The sequence below is a fragment of the Flavobacterium zepuense genome (genome assembly GCF_007097145.1).
GTDB classification, from domain to species: Bacteria; Bacteroidota; Bacteroidia; order Flavobacteriales; family Flavobacteriaceae; genus Flavobacterium; species Flavobacterium zepuense.
Genome location: NZ_VJVZ01000010.1, coordinates 15515 through 33408, shown reverse-complemented (window position 1 = coordinate 33408; position 17894 = coordinate 15515). Strand labels below are relative to the sequence as shown.

Below are 17894 nucleotides of genomic sequence, written 5' to 3'. Positions count from 1 at the left end.
AAAATTTAGTTTGTTTGTTTGTAAAAGAGCGTCCCGCCGTAAGCGGGGCGTTTTTTGTTTTATGCTTTTAACAGTATTTAGATATATCTTTAAAATATGGCAAGTTTTAATAAATTGTTAATAACTTAGGTGCTAAAAGAGGCTGTTTAGTAGCATTATCGCCTGTGTTTTTATATATTTGTTCGTTAACTTAAAATTTCGTTAAGATAAAATTTTATGAGTGAAGAGGTAAAGAAAAACAATTATTCAGCAGATAGTATTCAGGCCCTTGAGGGGATGGAGCACGTAAGGATGCGCCCTTCTATGTATATTGGCGATGTGGGTGTTAGGGGTTTGCACCATTTGGTTTACGAAGTTGTAGATAACTCTATAGATGAGGCCATGGGCGGCCATTGCGATACCATAGGTGTTGCCATAAACGAGGACGGATCTGTTACTGTTGAGGATAACGGCCGTGGTATCCCGGTAGACATGCACAAAAAAGAAGGTGTTAGCGCACTGGAGGTTGTAATGACCAAGATTGGTGCCGGTGGTAAATTCGATAAAGATTCTTATAAAGTATCGGGTGGCCTTCACGGTGTGGGTGTTTCGGTTGTAAATGCGCTGTCTAACCACATGAAATCCACTGTTTTCAGGGATGGCAAGATATACGAGCAGGAATACGAAAAGGGTAAATCTATGTATCCGGTTAAGCAAATTGGCGAGACGGAGAAAAGGGGTACCATGCAAACTTTTCACCCGGATGATACCATTTTTACCCAAACCACAGAGTTTTCTTATGATACCCTTGCGGCACGTATGCGCGAGCTATCATTCTTAAATAAAGGCATTACCATTACCCTTACCGATAAAAGGGAAAAAGATGATAAAGGCGAGTTCGTGTCGGAAGTTTTCCACTCGGATGAAGGCCTTAAAGAGTATATCCGTTTTCTTGATGGTAACCGTGAGCCTATTATCTCTCATGTTATCAGCATGGAAAGCGAAAAAGGCGAAGTGCCTGTGGAGGTTGCGCTTATATACAACACCAGCTATACCGAGAATATTTTCTCTTACGTAAATAACATTAATACCCACGAGGGTGGTACGCACCTTTCGGGTTTTAGGAGGGGTTTAACCAACACCCTTAAAAAATATGCCGATAGCTCAGGGCTCTTAGATAAGCTTAAATTTGAGATATCCGGCGATGACTTCCGTGAGGGCCTTACGGCTATCATATCGGTTAAAGTTGCTGAGCCTCAGTTTGAAGGGCAAACCAAAACCAAGCTGGGTAACCGCGAGGTGGTAGCTCCTGTAAGCCAGGCGGTAAGCGAAATGCTTGAGAATTACCTTGAGGAAAACCCTAACGATGCGCGTATAATCGTGCAAAAGGTTATACTTGCTGCACAGGCACGCCACGCTGCTAAAAAAGCGCGCGAAATGGTTCAGCGTAAAACTGTTATGGGCGGCGGCGGATTGCCGGGTAAACTTAGCGACTGTTCTGAACAGGATCCTGCAAAATGTGAGGTGTTCCTTGTAGAGGGCGACTCGGCAGGTGGTACTGCAAAACAAGGGCGCGACAGGGCGTTTCAGGCTATACTTCCGTTAAGGGGTAAAATCCTTAATGTGGAAAAAGCTATGCACCACAAAGTGTTTGAAAATGAGGAGATTCGTAACATATTTACTGCATTAGGTGTTACTATTGGTACGGCCGAAGACAGTAAAGCGCTTAACCTTGAAAAACTGCGTTACCATAAAGTAGTTATTATGTGTGATGCCGACGTTGACGGCTCGCACATTTCTACCCTTATATTAACGTTCTTCTTCCGTTTTATGAAAGAACTTATAGAGAACGGGCACGTATATATTGCTACCCCGCCTTTATACCTTGTAAAAAAAGGGACTAAAAAAGAATATGCATGGACGGAGAACCAACGCGACCAGATCACTGAGCGTATGGGTGGCGGTACTGCTATTCAGCGTTATAAAGGTCTTGGAGAGATGAATGCAGAGCAGCTTTGGGATACTACTATGGATCCTGAATTCCGCACGCTGCGCCAGGTAGGTATAGACAGCCTGCCGGAAGCCGACAGAATATTCTCTATGCTTATGGGCGATGAGGTTCCGCCAAGGAGGGAATTTATCGAGAAAAACGCCGTGTATGCGAAAATTGACGCATAGGTCATTTATAAAGACAATTGCTGTTGCTGCCTTGTTGATAACGGGCGGCGCTACAGCGCAAACACAAGAACTTGAACAGGTAGGGCGTCTCATTAGTGACGCCCTATTTTTTTCTGACCAGTACATAACCCCGGCTGCCGATGCAGCGGTATACCAGGCGGCTTCCGGATGGATAAGCAGCCCTAAAAAGCCTGAGCTGTGGGATGTTAACCTGGCATTCCATGTCAATGTGTTCGTTACACCTCAAAGCGACCGCAGGTTTACCATTTATAACAGCGATTTTACTTTTTTCCAGTTGGAGGAAGGCACGCAGGCAAGTGTACCAACGGCATTGGGTAATAAAGATCAGGTATATCTTAGTGGTGAATTGGGCGACAGCCCGTTACGGTTAGAAACGCCACAGGGCATGAATATGGAAGTAGTGGCCTATCCGTACCTACAGGGCTCGTTAGGGCTTTGTTATGGCGCAGAGCTGGTGGTTAAATATTCGCCGCAGGTAAACCTTAAAAAGAGCAACTACCAGGTATATGGCTTTGGCTTAAAGCATAATTTTAGTCAGTATTTTAAAAGTCTGGAAGATAAAAAGATACATTTTGCATTATTAGCGGCATGGTCTAAAGAAGATGTGTCATTCGACTTTTTAAATGTGCAGACTGACTATGGTTCACTGGGTATTAACCAAATAAACGGTTTGGTAGATACGTGGCAGTTTCAGGTAAGCGGATCTAAAGAATTTGGCAAATGGGAGGCTATGGGCAGCTTTATGGTAAGTACCAGCGACATTAAATATAAGGTTACCGGCGAGACCGGAACCATAGAAGAAACCATACCATTGCAGCAAATTCTTAACGAACGTTTAAAAAGTATATATAAAACGAGAATAAATTACATAGGAGAGGCGGCTATTACATATAATATTGGTAATTTTAAGGTGCAAACGATACTTGCTTTTGGTAAATTTATAAATAGTAACGTGTCTTTGCAGTATTTATTCAATTAACCAACCAAATAATAGAGTATGAAAGTAACGATCGTAGGCGCCGGAAATGTAGGCGCAACCTGTGCCGATGTAATTTCTTATCGGGGTATTGCAAGCGAAGTTGTATTGCTGGATATAAAAGAGGGTTTTGCCGAAGGTAAAGCTATGGATATTATGCAATGCGCACCTAATACCGGTTTTAACACAAGGGTATCTGGCATAACAGGCGATTATAGCAAAACAGCAAATAGTAATGTAGTAGTAATAACTTCGGGCATACCCAGGAAACCGGGCATGACACGCGAAGAACTTATAGGTATAAATGCGGGTATTGTAAAAGGCGTGGCAGAGAATGTATTGAAACATTCGCCGGATGCTATCATTGTAGTGGTATCTAACCCTATGGACACCATGACATACCTTACCCTAAAAGCTACAGGCCTGCCTAAGCACAGGGTAATAGGTATGGGCGGCGCGCTGGATAGCTCGCGATTTAAGTACTTTTTATCTAAGGCTTTAGATAAGCCAATTGGCGATATAGATGGTATGGTAATAGGCGGACATGGCGATACAACCATGATACCGCTTACAAGGCTGGCATCATATAACGGTATGCCGGTTTCTAATTTCCTTCAGCAGGATGTGCTGGATAAGGTAGCTGCCGATACTATGGTGGGTGGGGCTACACTTACTGGCCTTTTAGGTACATCGGCATGGTATGCACCGGGAGCATCGGTTGCGTACCTTGTAGACAGTATTTTAAACGACCAAAAGAAAATGATTGCCTGCTCTGTGTTTTTAGAAGGAGAGTATGGCCAGAATGACATTTGTATGGGTGTGCCGTGTATTATTGGCGCTAATGGTCTTGAAGAAATTGTTGATATACACCTAAGCGACGACGAAAAGGCAAAATTTGCCAAAAGTGCCGATGCTGTAAGGAATATGAATGCCGACCTTAAAGAGGTGTTGGCATAAGCTGATTCGTAAAATTATATAAGAGTCCGGGAAGAGTAATCTTTCCGGACTCTTTTTTGTTGATTGCAAGCAGCTACAGCATATTGTGCGGCTTGTAAAACCGGTATCGATGTAAATGGATGATTAATTGCCAATTATAATAAATGAGGCAATATAACGTTTACGCCGCAGCATTGCCGCTAAACACAAGCCCTGTGCGGGATGGCGGGGTATCTGCAAATAATAATAGGGGAGGGCTGCCCAAGGGTGGCTTTTTTTTATGATATAATTTGTAAATAAATTGGTTAATCTTATCGTAAATTATATATTTGCTCGTTTTTAAAAAATTGAACAAATTAATTTTTACAAATAATGCAGAATAAGGGACTCATTAAATTTTTCGCAATATTATTTGCGATAGTATGTATTTACCAGCTTTCCTTCACGTTCATTGCGGGCGGGATAGAAGATGATGCCAAGGCATTTGCAAATGGCAACTCTGAAAAAGAACTTAAATACCTGGATTCGATAGGTAAAGAGAAAGTTCATTTTTTTGGTTATACCTACAATGAAGTAAGGGATAAGCAAATCAACAAAGGTCTTGACCTTGAAGGAGGTATTAACGTTATGCTTGAAATTTCTGTAAAAGAGATTTTAAAAGGCTTAGCTAATAACTCTAAAAATCCTGTCTTTAATAAAGCTTTAGAAAGAGCTACTAAAGAGAGGGAGGGTAATGAAGACTATCTTGATGCTTTTTTCAAAGCTTTTGATAAAGAGTCTAACGGAAGTGTAAAATTAGCGTCGCCGGAACTGTTTACCAACAGGATAATGGGTAGCGAAGCTGTTAACATAGATATGACTGATGCTCAGGTTAAAACCGTTATCAGGAAAAAAGTTAGCGAGTCTATTGATAGTGCATTTGGTGTACTAACAGAGCGTATCGATAAATTTGGTGTGGTTCAGCCTAACATCCAGAAGCTGGGTGAAACAGGCCGTATCATGGTAGAGTTACCGGGTGCAAAAGATATAGACCGTGTTAAAAAACTATTGCAAAGTACTGCACAGTTAGAGTTTTGGGAAGCTTACAAAGCGCAAGACCTTCAAAACTTTTTCTTTACTGCAAACGAAACCCTTAAGAAAACGGAGACCGCTACTGCTGCTACACCGGAAACTGCAACAGCATCTAACGATTCTATAGAAAAACTTTTAGGAGCTAATAACGATTCTGCTGCTGCAAAAAAAGGCAACAATCCACTTTTAGACAAGCTTCAAATGAGTCAGGGTGGCCCTGTTTTAGCGGTTGTATCTACAAAAGATACTGCTAAAGTAAACAGCTACCTTAAGAGGTCTGACATCCGCAGCCTTTTACCTGCCGAACTTCGTAATGCACGTTTTGCATGGGGTAAAGAAGATGTGCGTAAAGCAGCAGGTATCCTTGAACTTTATGCCCTTAAAGGAAATAAAGAAAATATTGCACCACTTGGCGGTAACGTAATTACCGATGCAAGTGCAACGTTTGACCAGATGAACAAGCCTGCGGTAAGCATGCAAATGAACACTGTTGGTGCCCAGAAATGGGAAGAAATGACAGGTAAAGCATACAGGGAGCAAGGTTATATTGCTATTGTTCTTGATAATGTTGTTTACTCTGCTCCGGGTGTAACTACAGGCCCAATTGCCGGTGGTAACTCTCAAATATCAGGTGCATTTGATGTAACTGAAACAAAAGATTTAGCTAACATCCTTAGGGCTGGTAAATTACCGGCTAAGGCTGATATCGTACAGAGTGAAGTAGTAGGTCCGTCCCTTGGTCAGGAAGCTATTGATAACGGTATTAACTCATCTATAGTAGGTTTATTGCTTGTATCACTTTGGATGGTGGTTTATTACGGTAAAGCAGGCTGGTATGCAAATGCTGCACTACTTGTAAACATACTTTTCCTTTTTGGTTTCCTTGCAAGTTTAGGCGCAGTGCTTACACTTCCCGGTATTGCGGGTATCGTACTTACAATTGGTACAGCAGTAGATGCTAATATTATCATCTATGAGCGTGCCAAAGAAGAAATCCGCCACGGCAAAACGCTTGATGAGGCTGTTAAAACATCATTTAGCTGGAGGGGTGCAATGTCATCTATTACCGATGCTAACGTAACACACGTACTTACAGGTTTGGTACTATTAATATTTGGTACAGGGCCGGTTAAAGGTTTCGCAACTACACTATTGATAGGTATATTTACGTCATTATTTACTTCTATCTTCATTACAAGGATTTTCCTCGACTGGAGTATCAGGAGGGGCGATAAACTAACTTTTGTAACCGGTATGTCAAGAAACTGGTTTACTAATGTACACTTCAACTTCCTTGGAGCTAAGAAATTTACATACATATTCTCATCAGCAGTAGTTATCTTAAGCTGTGTGTCGTTCTATGTTAACGGCCTTGATGAAGGTATCGATTTTGCAGGTGGCCGTACGTTCCAGATCAAATTTGAGAAACCGGTATCTGTAGAAACAGTAAGGGATGAACTTGGTGAAGTATTTGACGGTGGTGTAGATGCTAAAGTATTTGGTAACGATTCTCAGTTAAGGATCACTACTAAATATAAAATTGCTGAAAACACAGTTGAGGCCGATGCCGAAGTAAACAGAATGCTTTATGAAGGCCTTAAAAAGTACTACACAAACATGTCTTACGAGCAGTTTGTAAACGCTAATGAAGGTAAAAACCTTGGTATTGTACAGGCATCTAAGGTAAGTGCAGTAGTTGCAGATGATATTAAAACCAACTCATACTATGCAGTATTAGGTGCAATGGCAATCGTGTTTATTTACCTAATGGTAAGTTTCAGGAAATGGCAGTACAGCCTTGGTGCGATTGCAGCGGTGGCGCACGACGTTATCTTTGTATTGGGCCTTTACTCTGCGCTTTACAAGTTTATGCCTTTCCATATGGAAATGGATCAGCACTTTATTGCTGCTATCCTTACCGTAATTGGTTACTCCATGAATGATACGGTAATTGTGTTTGACAGGGTTCGTGAGTACCTTGCCGGTAACACAAAAGGTAGCTTTAAACAAATAGTAAACGATTCAATTAATACAACATTGTCGAGAACGGTTAATACATCATTAACCATGATCCTTGTATTACTTATCATGTTCATCTTTGGTGGTGAGTCTATCCGCGGATTTATATTTGCAATGCTTGTGGGTATTATAGTAGGAACATATTCTTCACTATTTATTGCAACACCGGTACTTGTAGATACAATGTCTAAAGAAGATAAAGAAGCAATTGAGAAACGCCACAACGAGGTAGCTTAAGCTTTTTTGTTAAAATAAATGAAACCTGCCTATGCCAATAGGCAGGTTTTTTATTTATTTGCATACGTAATAAACAATATATTCGTTATAATCATAAAACGGGAAAACTTTTTTTAGAAGCAACTAACAATAACAGATGACAAATTTAATTTTCTTACTACAGGATACTATTCCTGCAGCGGCACAAGATACAGCTGCTGCCGCTACAAAGGCCGCAAAAAACGCAGAACCTATTCGATTATTTGAAATGTTGATGAATGGGGGTGTAATGGTAATTCCCATTATGCTTTTGCTGTTTCTTACCGTGTACGTGATTATTGAAAGGGCCATTTATTACAATAAGGTAATGAAACAAAACGATGCGATTATAAATGAAATTCGCTTTCAGCTGAGTTCAGGAAAAATTGAGTTAGCGCAAATGACAGCCGGCAAAGCCGGTACGGCAGAAGGTTATATACTTGAGGCAGGTATAAGCCTTATAGGCCGCCCATTAAGCGAAATTGAAGGCATGATGGAGAAGCAAACCAATGTAGAAATAGGAATGATGGAGAAAAAACTGGGCTGGCTGGGTCTTGTGGCGGGTATAGCGCCTATTCTTGGATTTATTGGTACTATAGGGGGTGTAATTGTTATTTTTCAAAAAATATCGGTAGATGGGGAGATAACCATAGATACCATATCTGAAGGTTTATACCAAAAGATGATCAGCTCCGGCCTTGGCCTTGTTGTTGGGGTTATAGCGTATTCGGGTTACCACTATTTTAATATGATGATAGATAACTTTTCGCTTCGTTTACAAAGGCAGGCTATACAATTTGTAACTATTATAACTACAGGTAAATAATGAGGGTTAAAAGAAATAAACGTTTTCATGCAGAGATCGCGGCTTCATCGCTTAGCGATATCATGTTCTTTTTGTTCCTGTTCTTCCTTATTGTGTCTACGCTGGCTAACCCTAATGTAATAAAGCTGAGCCTGCCCAAAGCACGCAGTACGGCGCAAACCACTAAAAGCCATATAAGCCTTTCTATACAGGTAGAAGAAGGAAAGGAAAACAGATATTATCTCGATCAGGCCCCTGTGGCGTTTGATTCGCTGGCGGGTAGGTTGGCGCAACATGTAGAACAAACAAAAGACAGCACGGTTATTGTAAGGTTTCCGTACGACCTTAGAGTTCAGGAGATGGTAAATATCCTTGAAATTGGGGAGAGCCAAAAACTAAAATTTGTTATAGCCACAACTAAAAAGCCTTAATATGCTACAGCTAAAAAGAGAGGAAAAAGAATCGGGGGTAATTACAGCCGCTATTTTTGCAGTGGTAATGCTCCTGTTGTTTGTCCTGAAGTTTGATGTGGACAAGACTGATGTAAAGAAAGAAGAGGTAGTTGTAATGCTTGAAGAAGGTGGTGGAGGCGGTGGCGGTGTTGCTGTAAACTTTGGTGACAGCGATAACGGCCTTGGTGCCAAATATCAAAGTGAGGCTGTAGCAAAAACAGCCCCAACACAATCTGCCCCAGCTGAAGAAGTTGTGGGCAGCGATGATGATAAAGCTGAGGCAGTAGCCAATACCCAACCCGTAAAAAACAGGGCTCCGGAAGTGCAAACCCCCAAGCCTGTAGTAGAGACGAAACCAAAGGCACCACCTAAACCCAGTAATTCGGCACTTGATGCAATTATAGGAGGCAGTAATAGCGGCGGTAGCGGCAATACTACTCAGGGTGGCAACCAGGGTTCTAACAATGGCCTAAGTAACGGTAATTATGGTACAGGAGGTAGCGGAGGCGGCTCTGGTGGAGGAACAGGCAGCGGCAATGGTACAGGTACCGGGCCGGGCTCAGGAAGTGGTTCCGGCGGTGGTAGCGGAGCAGGGCATGGTACAGGTGTTGGTAATTACAACATGAATGGAAGAAAACCGCTTAGCACACCTAAACCGGGTTACACGTGTAACGAAGAAGGTGTGGTTGTAGTACAGGTTTATGCAAATCCTGCGGGAAAGGTTATCAGTGCAACTGCAGGTGTAAGGGGAACAACCAACTCGGCAACCTGCCTTTTAACGCAGGCGAAAGCGGCGGCTATGCAAACTACATGGACACCGGCGCCTAATGCACCGGACAAGCAAAGTGGAACTATCATTTACAACTTTAAGCTTACAGACTAATATATAGATCAAAATAAACAGCAAGTCCAATGAATTTCATTGGGCTTCCTGTTTATAAGGATCCGCGCTCTATGAGCCTGCTTACATTTTCTACCTGTATCTTTTTTTGCTGTAATATCATCTCACCTAATATTCTGCCCATAGCTTTAAAGTCGGTAGATATGGTGGTTATGCCATTCTCAATAACTTTTTTAAGCGGCGTATCGTTATACGATATAATGCCAATATCAGTGCCAATCTTCAATTGCTGCACCTTTGCCTGTTCAATTACCTTTACCAAGTGCCTGTCATTAGGTATTATGTAAACATCACCTACATCTATACCATGATCTTCAAAATCAGGGATTATTTCATAGGTAAGGCTGTGCTCTTCGCAAAATTTAATAAAACCCTCCTGCATACCGGGCGGCTGTTTAAAGGCGGGGAAAATAAGTATTAGTTTTTTGTATTTGCCAAGTTTGCTGTACCCGGTCTCCAAAGCATTGTAAATATCATTTACAAAATTTTGATGTATCGAGGGGTATTCTGCCAGTTCAGTGTTAGTTTGGTCTAATATGTATACATCATTTTTAGGTAATGTGTTGATAATCTCAGCTGCGCCCTTAAGTGTAGTAGGCATAATGATGTACTTAGAATAATCACCGTTATTTTCGTTAACCAGTTTTTTAAAGACATCAATACTAAAGTAATGGAAAAATATATCCGTCTGCGCTATGCTGCCCACAGTTTCTATAAACGAGTTGTAAAGATCTTCTTTAAACGAATTAAATTCATCAAATAATAAAAAGATACGCTGCTCAAGGGTGTATTCCTCGCTTTTTATGTAATATCCTTTTCCTAATCGGGAATAAATGATGCCGCGCTTTTTAAGTTCTTCATAAGCCAGTAATATCGTATCGCGCGATAGTGAAAATTCTAACGCTACTTTATTTACAGACGGAAGCTTATCGCCGCGCTTTAGCCTTTTATCGGCTATTGCAGTCTCAATAGAGAGCACGATCTGCTTGTATTTAGGAAGACTTTTACGGGTATCAATCTCAATTATTTTCATAAAATAGAGCTACAAAGCAATAAGTGTAATAATAACAATTAACTGGTGGGCTAATATACAAAAACTGGTGGGGACTGGTATGATAACAAAGTTAATGTTTATAAATTTGAAAATATGTAAAAAAAAGGCAGTAAAAAAGGGTAGGATACATTTAATTTACGAGAGTATTGCGGAATTGATATAAGAGGTGCTTAACCAATTTTTTTTGCCTGATTAAAGAAATCGTTTTCGTTTTAGGGATAATCTAAACAGAAAACTTAATGATTTATTTGCATCATGAATTTAAACTTATGGCAGGAATTAAATATTTTTTCGGATTGATGTTACTTATAGCCACCGGTGCAGTTGCACAGCAGGCAAATAGTGGTAAAGAGTCCCGAAAGTATTTTGTTACAACCCTTACTAAAATAGCCCATCCTGTGCTGGATGCCCTCAGCAAAAACCGCTTAAAGCTTGATATGCCTGTTGAAACCTCTCCCAATGCTTACGGCGACAGGGATAAAGTAACGTATCTTGAGGCTTTTGGCCGTACGCTAAGCGGGATGGCCCCGTGGCTGGAATTAGGCGCTGATACTACCGATGAAGGTAAACTTAGGCAGCAATATATAAAGCTGGCCTTACAATGTATTGATAATGCTACCAACCCCAAGGCGGCAGATTTTATGAATTTTATCGATGGTGGGCAACCCCTTGTTGATGCTGCTTTTTTAGCCCAGGCACTTATAAGGGCACCGCATCAGTTGTGGGATCCTTTAGAGCCACGTGTAAAACAAAATGTGCTTATGGCTTTAAAATCCACACGGGGTATCTCTCCTGCGTATACCAACTGGCTCTTGTTTACGGGAATGATAGAGGCGGCTATATTAAAATTTGATGCAGAGGGCCTGGCCGATATGGTTCGGTTAGAATATGCACTTAATAAGCATAACGAATGGTATTTAGGCGACGGCGTGTATGGCGACGGACCCGACTTTCATTATGATTATTACAACAGTTTTGTAATTCAGCCTATGATACTGGATATCTTATTGGTACTTAAGGATAAGGAAGAAACGCTTAAAAACTGGCGTTATAAAACCGATTATATAGATAATTACGGTACTTTTTTAGAGCGTTCCCGCCGTTATGCCAGCATACAGGAACGTTTAATTTCACCGGAAGGCACTTATCCAGCTATAGGGCGGTCATTAGCATACAGGGTGGGAGCGTTTCAGGCATTATCGCAAATGGCATTGTTGCAGGAGCTTCCTTATGGGGTAAGCCCGGCGCAGGTGCGTTGTGCTTTGCAGGCTATTATAAAAAAACAAATGGAAGCCCCCGGCACGTTTGATGCTAAGGGCTGGCTTACCATAGGTTTTTACGGCCACCAGCCGGAAATTGGAGAACCCTACATTTCTACGGGTAGCCTTTATTTGTGTACTGAAGCTTTTTTGGTATTGGGATTACCGCAGGAAGCAGCATTTTGGTCGGCGCCCGATGCACTTTACACCCAACAGCAAATTTGGGGTGGTAAAAAAGCACAAATAGACCATGCCTATTATCCAACCGATAAAAAAAAGTAAACCTTAAGATGGTACGTACCAAACAACATAGCATCACAGAAGCTTTTAGCCTATGCCTCTGTATCGTGCTAACAGGCTGTGCATCGCTTAAAGTTAAGGAAACTACTGTTGGCGAGGGGTGGAGCAACAATTCGGTTAATACGGTTGTATTCAGGAATAGTGCGTTAACTACTCATAAAGACTATCAGTATACAGCCTATTATGATAATGACAGTACGATGGTTTTAGGTAAGCGCAAACTTGGGGGCAGCAAATGGCAGGTGTTAAAAACGGCGTATAAAGGCAATGTAAAAGATGCCCACAACAGCATAAGCATAGCGGTTGATGCTAAAGGTTATCTGCACGTAAGCTGGGACCACCACGATACCCGATTGCGCTACGTAAAAGGTAAAGAGCCACTAAGTTTGGAATTAGGCGCTGAAGAGCTTATGACAGGCGATCAGGAGCTAAAGGTTACCTATCCGGAGTTTCATAACCTGCCTGATGGTAAAATGCTATTTTGCTACAGGTCGGGCGCATCGGGAAGGGGCAATGTGGTAATTAACAATTATGATCCAGAGACGGGTAAGTGGACACGCCTGCAAAACAACCTCCTTAATGGCGAAGAAGCCCGCAGTGCCTACTGGCAAATGTGTGTAGATAGGCAGGGCTATGTTCACCTATCGTGGGTTTGGCGGGAGAGTTGGGATGTAGCTACCAACCATGATATTTGCTATGCAATATCTAAAGATAGCGGTGTAACCTGGCAAAAATCAACAGGCGAAATATATGCACTGCCTATTACCGTTGCCACTGCTGAGATAGCATGGAACGTTCCACAAAATAGCAGCCTAATTAATCAAACGTCTATGACTACTGATGAAGATGGCAACCCATACATTGCAACCTACTGGAACAGCGACAGCATTCCACAATACAAAGTTGTGTACAAGGCTAACGGAAAGTGGCAACTGCTGAATACAAATTTTCATAAAAATACCTTTACTTTAGGTGGCGGCGGGACAAAAAATATAACGATTTCGCGGCCAAAAGTTTTAATAAATAAGGCTATCTTGTATCTCCTTTTCAGGGATGCAGAGCGGGGGGGCAAAATTACCCTTGCTTATGCAGACATCGAGAAGAAGGTATGGGAAATTAAAGACCTTACAGAAGAATCTGTAGGGGATTGGGAGCCGAATTATGATACAGCGTTATGGGATGGGAAAAGGCAACTCCATATTTTTTCTCAAAAAGTTACACAGGCTGATGGTGAAGGGCTTAACCACACAGCACCGCAGCCGGTAAACATTTTAGAAGTTAAAAATTTGCCTCATTAAATTACAAATATCCAATTCCAAAAACATCATGAAAAAACAATTAGTATCACTTTTTACGCTGCTTATTTTGGCATCATGCAGCCAAAAAGAAAAACAAAAAGAGCAGGCAGCTGATGACAGCCTGGATAAAAAAATAGAAACAACACTGCAAACTGCGGCTTCGCAATACAAATATTTGGGTAGTATAACCCCACAGGGGCGTTTTCCTAAAACCTATCATGCCGATAAAGATTCGTTAGAAACAAGCGATTCAGGCTGGTGGTGCAGCGGCTTTTACCCCGGTACACTTTTATACCTTAACGAAGACCATAAAGATGCCGACCTGAAAAAAAAGGCGGAAACGGTTTTGCAGGATCTTAAAAAAGAGCAGTTTAATAAATCAACGCACGATCTTGGCTTTATGATGTATTGCAGCTTTGGCAATGCGCAGCGCCTTTCTCCAAGTAAAGAATACGAAGAAATACTTATGAACAGTGCCAAATCGTTATCATCACGCTACAACGAAAAGGCAAAATGCATAAAATCCTGGGATAGCGCGCCGTGGAACCATGCATCGGCTAATGAGATGCCGGTTATTATTGATAACATGATGAACCTTGAGTTGTTGTTTTGGGCTACAAAACACAGTGGCGACAGCACGTACTACAAAATTGCGGTAAACCACGCCAATACTACCATGAAGAACCATTTTCGTAAAGATTTCAGTTCGTATCATGAAGTAGTTTACGATATCAATACGGGGGCTGTTACCAAACAAATTACCAACCAGGGCGCAGCCGATGATTCGGCGTGGGCACGTGGGCAGGCCTGGGGCCTATACGGCTACGTAGTAATGTACCGCGAAACTAAAGATGCCCAATACCTTAAACAGGCAGAAAATATTGCCAATTTTATCCTGAACAACCCTAATCTGCCAAAGGACATGATACCCTATTGGGATTTTAACGCGCCTGGCATACCCAATGCATTACGTGATTCATCGGCGGCAGCCATAATATCATCAGCCTTGTTTGAACTGAGTAAATATTCTGATAAAACACTGGCAGATAAATTCCGAACCGATGCTGAGACGATACTGGGCAACCTGCTAACCCCTGAATATATAGCCAAACTAAAAGCAAACGGAGGCTTTATACTAATGCACGGCGTGGGCAACATGCCTAATAAAACCGAAATTGATACACCGCTTAGCTACGGCGACTACTACCTTGTAGAGGCCATGCTGCGCCATAAAAACTATTAAATACCTTACCACAACATTATGAAGAAACTATTAGCGCCATTACTTTTGCTTACGTTGCAACTATCTGCACAGCAAAAACAAAACGAATGGGAAAACCCTCAGGTTTTTGAAAGAAACAAACAAAAACCCCATGCTAATTTTATTGTATACGATTCTGAGGCATCGGCAATAGCCTTAAAGCCGGAAGCGTCACCTTATTACCAGAGCCTTAACGGCAACTGGAAATTCAATATTGTAAAAACACCGGCAGAGCGCCCCATGAATTTTTATGAGGCAGGTTTTAATGACAGCAGCTGGAAAACCATTCCGGTACCTTCAAACTGGGAAATGCAGGGGTATGATATTCCTATCTACACCAATATAGTATATCCGTTTCCTAAAAATCCACCTTTTGTAAATGAAAAATACAATCCGGTAGGAACATACAGGCGCACGTTTACCATACCTCAAAATTGGGATAATAAAGCGGTACTATTACATTTTGGATCGATTACCGGTTATGCCAGGATCTATGTAAACGGTAAAGAGGCGGGTATGACCAAAGCTTCTAAAACTGCTGCTGAGTTTGATATTACCTTCCTGCTTAAAAAGGGCGAGAACCAAATTGCAGTACAGGTATTCCGCTGGCATGATGGCAGCTACCTGGAAGACCAGGATTTCTGGAGATTATCGGGTATAGAGCGCGATGTATATTTGCAAGCCATGCCTGCCGTTGCGGTGCAGGACTATGAAGTTGGTGCCAACCTTGATGATAGCTATACAAACGGGATATTATCGGCAAAAGTTAACTTTAAAAAGTATAATTACGCCAACTCAAAAGGTGTGGGTAAATTTACGTTTAAGTTGTTAGACCCATCGGGTAAAGAGGTGTTTAACAAGAGTATGGATCTTAATGCCAACTCTAAAAACCTTGAATTTAGCACAACCCTGCCTAAAGTAGAAAAGTGGAGCGATGAAACGCCTAATCTGTACCGTTATGTCATGACATGGGAAGGCCAAAAAGGTGAAACGGATGTTATTACCGGCCGCACCGGTTTTAGGAGGGTTGAGATTAAAAATGCCCAGCTGTTAGTAAACGGTAAAGCGATAATGGTGAGTGGTGTAAACATACACGAGCACGACCCTATTAACGGCCACGTGCCCAACAGGGAACTGATGATGAAAGACCTTGCCCTTATGAAGCAAAACAACATCAATACCATACGTATGTGCCATTATCCGCACGATACCTATTTTTATGACCTGTGCGACCAATATGGCTTTTATGTGGTAGATGAGGCCAATATAGAAACTCACGGTATGGGAGCAGAGCTTCAGGGTCCGTTTGATAAATCTAAACATCCTGCTTACCTGCCGGAATGGGCTGCCGCACATACCGATCGTATTCAGCGCATGCTGGAAATTGATAAAAACCACCCGTCTGTCATTATATGGTCTATGGGTAATGAGTGCGGTAACGGCCCGGTATTTTATGATAATTACAAGTGGCTTAAGCAACGCGACCCATCGCGCCCTATAATGTTCGAGCAGGCAGGGGAAAATGCAGATACCGATATTGTTGCCCCAATGTACCCTGGAATAGATTATATGAAGGCGTATGCAGCATCAGATAAAGAAAGGCCGTTTATAATGTGTGAATACTCACACGCTATGGGTAACAGTAACGGTAACTTTCAGGAGTATTATAATATTATAGAAAACAGTCCGCGTATGCAAGGTGGCTGTATTTGGGACTGGGTAGACCAGGGAATGACAACCCATGATGCTAAAGGGACTGAGTTTTTAGCCTATGGAGGCGACCTTGGCGGTAAGGATATGCATAATGATGAGAATTTTTGTTCTAACGGCCTTATCAATGCCAACCGTATTCCGCATCCGGGCCTTGCCGAAGTTAAAAAAGTGTACCAGGATATTCGCTTTAGCTACGATACTGCGACATCTAAACTAAGCATTAAAAACCTGTACCAGTATACTAATCTTACGCAATTTAATTTTAAGCTGGAGCTTGTAAAAAATGGTAAAGTAGTAGATACACATACCTTTAACACCGGTGCAGCTCCTGGAAGGACAGGCAGCGATACCCATATTTTTGAATTTGACGGTACATCGGAATATTTTCTTAATGCCTACGCTTATACCCAACAGTCTACAGATCTTGTTCCGGCAGGCTACGAAGTGGCAAGAGAGCAGTTTAATCTTGGTAAAGGCAATTACTTTACGGCTAAAGATACCGCCGCTATTGCCAAAGGCAAACTAAAGTATAAAAAGAAAGGTAACACCCTTACTTTTGAGGCGGGCAATGCAGAAGGCTCTTTTGACCTTGAAAAAGGGGCGCTTATAAGCTACACATCAAAAAAAGAGGATAAAGAGATAATTACCAATTTCCCTATACCATATTTTTGGAGGGCACCAACCGATAATGATTTTGGCAGCAAGGAGCAAATTAAACTGGCCGTGTGGAAAGATGCTCACAAAAACCCTACAGTACAAAACGTTACTGTTGGCGATAAAACCGATGCCGGATTGCCTATAGAGGTTAAATACCAGTTGGCCGGTGTAAATGTACCGTATACGGTTAACTATTTGATTCAGGTTGATGGTAGCATAAAAGTTACAGCATCTATAGATAAAACAGGTAAAGAATTGCCGGAACTTCCGCGTTTTGGTATGCGTTTAGAACTTGACGGAAGCTACGGCGATCTAAGCTACTACGGCCGCGGCCCATGGGAAAATTATTCTGACAGGAATACGGCTTCGTTTGTGGGAGAGTATACTGATAAGGTGGCCAACCAGTTTACATGGACGTACATTCGCCCGCAGGAATGCGGTTACAAGACCGATGTGCGCTGGCTTGCCCTGCAAAACGCAGCAGGCAAAGGTTTAAAAATTACAGGCGACCAGCCACTTAGCTTTAGCGCCATGAATGTTTCTACAGAGAATATAGACCCGGGTAAAACTAAAGACCAGCGCCATACTAACGATATTCACCCTGAAGATAAAGTATATCTTCATGTTGATTACGCGCAGCGTGGTGTAGGTGGCGATAACAGCTGGGGAGCGCTGCCACATGAGCAGTACCTGCTTAAGGCTCCTAAATATACCTACAGCTATACCATTAGCTTACAGTAAAAAATATCCAAAACATCT

12 protein-coding genes are annotated in these 17894 nt (G+C 41.9%); 11 read left to right on the top strand and 1 reads right to left on the bottom strand.

The features are described 5' to 3' along the window. The first annotated feature begins 216 nt into the window (after positions 1–216). The 7 genes from gyrB to FMM05_RS14780 all read left to right on the top strand — a co-directional run bounded on the left by gyrB (position 217) and on the right by FMM05_RS14780 (position 9575). On the top strand, positions 217–2157 hold the full coding sequence (gene gyrB, locus FMM05_RS14810) for a DNA topoisomerase (ATP-hydrolyzing) subunit B (protein ID WP_143374180.1): 1941 nt from the start codon (positions 217–219) through the stop codon (positions 2155–2157). Continuing rightward, positions 2138–3157, top strand: a complete 1020-nt coding sequence (locus tag FMM05_RS14805) for a DUF6588 family protein (RefSeq protein WP_143374179.1) — start codon at positions 2138–2140, stop codon at positions 3155–3157. The genes gyrB and FMM05_RS14805 overlap by 20 nt, the downstream gene beginning before the upstream one ends. An 18-nt stretch (positions 3158–3175) precedes the next feature. Beyond that, complete coding sequence (locus tag FMM05_RS14800; RefSeq protein WP_143374178.1) at positions 3176–4111, top strand: malate dehydrogenase; 936 nt, start codon at positions 3176–3178, stop codon at positions 4109–4111. Positions 4112–4462: 351 nt separating this feature from the next. After that, positions 4463–7417 (top strand): protein translocase subunit SecDF, encoded by a 2955-nt coding sequence (gene secDF, locus FMM05_RS14795; RefSeq protein ID WP_143374177.1) that lies wholly within the window; start codon positions 4463–4465, stop codon positions 7415–7417. Positions 7418–7553: 136 nt separating this feature from the next. Continuing rightward, a complete protein-coding gene (locus tag FMM05_RS14790) occupies positions 7554–8261 on the top strand; it encodes a MotA/TolQ/ExbB proton channel family protein (protein ID WP_143374176.1) in 708 nt (235 codons plus the stop codon). Further along, positions 8261–8671, top strand: coding sequence for an ExbD/TolR family protein (locus FMM05_RS14785; RefSeq protein WP_143374175.1), 411 nt, complete (start codon positions 8261–8263; stop codon positions 8669–8671). The genes FMM05_RS14790 and FMM05_RS14785 overlap by 1 nt, the downstream gene beginning before the upstream one ends. A 1-nt stretch (position 8672) precedes the next feature. Continuing rightward, the gene (locus FMM05_RS14780) at positions 8673–9575 is read left to right on the top strand and encodes an energy transducer TonB (protein ID WP_143374174.1); all 903 of its coding nucleotides are present in this window, start codon (positions 8673–8675) and stop codon (positions 9573–9575) included. A gap of 52 nt (positions 9576–9627) precedes the next feature. Here FMM05_RS14780 and FMM05_RS14775 read toward each other — a convergent pair whose 3' ends face one another. After that, complete coding sequence (locus FMM05_RS14775; protein ID WP_143374173.1) at positions 9628–10626, bottom strand: GntR family transcriptional regulator; 999 nt, start codon at positions 10624–10626, stop codon at positions 9628–9630. A gap of 290 nt (positions 10627–10916) precedes the next feature. Here FMM05_RS14775 and FMM05_RS14770 point away from each other — a divergent pair, with 290 nt between their 5' ends. Genes FMM05_RS14770 through FMM05_RS14755 form a run of 4 tightly spaced genes read left to right on the top strand, consistent with a single transcriptional unit; the run spans position 10917 to position 17876 of the window. Then, a complete protein-coding gene (locus FMM05_RS14770; RefSeq protein WP_143374172.1) occupies positions 10917–12188 on the top strand; it encodes a DUF2264 domain-containing protein in 1272 nt (423 codons plus the stop codon). Positions 12189–12196: 8 nt separating this feature from the next. Further along, entirely contained in the window at positions 12197–13504 is a 1308-nt protein-coding gene (locus FMM05_RS14765) for a BNR repeat-containing protein (RefSeq protein ID WP_143374171.1), read from the top strand. A 28-nt stretch (positions 13505–13532) separates the two neighbouring features. Beyond that, complete coding sequence (locus tag FMM05_RS14760) at positions 13533–14747, top strand: glycoside hydrolase family 88 protein (RefSeq protein ID WP_143374170.1); 1215 nt, start codon at positions 13533–13535, stop codon at positions 14745–14747. Between the two features lie 18 nt (positions 14748–14765). Then, positions 14766–17876, top strand: a complete 3111-nt coding sequence (locus FMM05_RS14755) for a glycoside hydrolase family 2 TIM barrel-domain containing protein (RefSeq protein ID WP_143374169.1) — start codon at positions 14766–14768, stop codon at positions 17874–17876. The last annotated feature ends 18 nt before the right edge of the window (positions 17877–17894 follow it).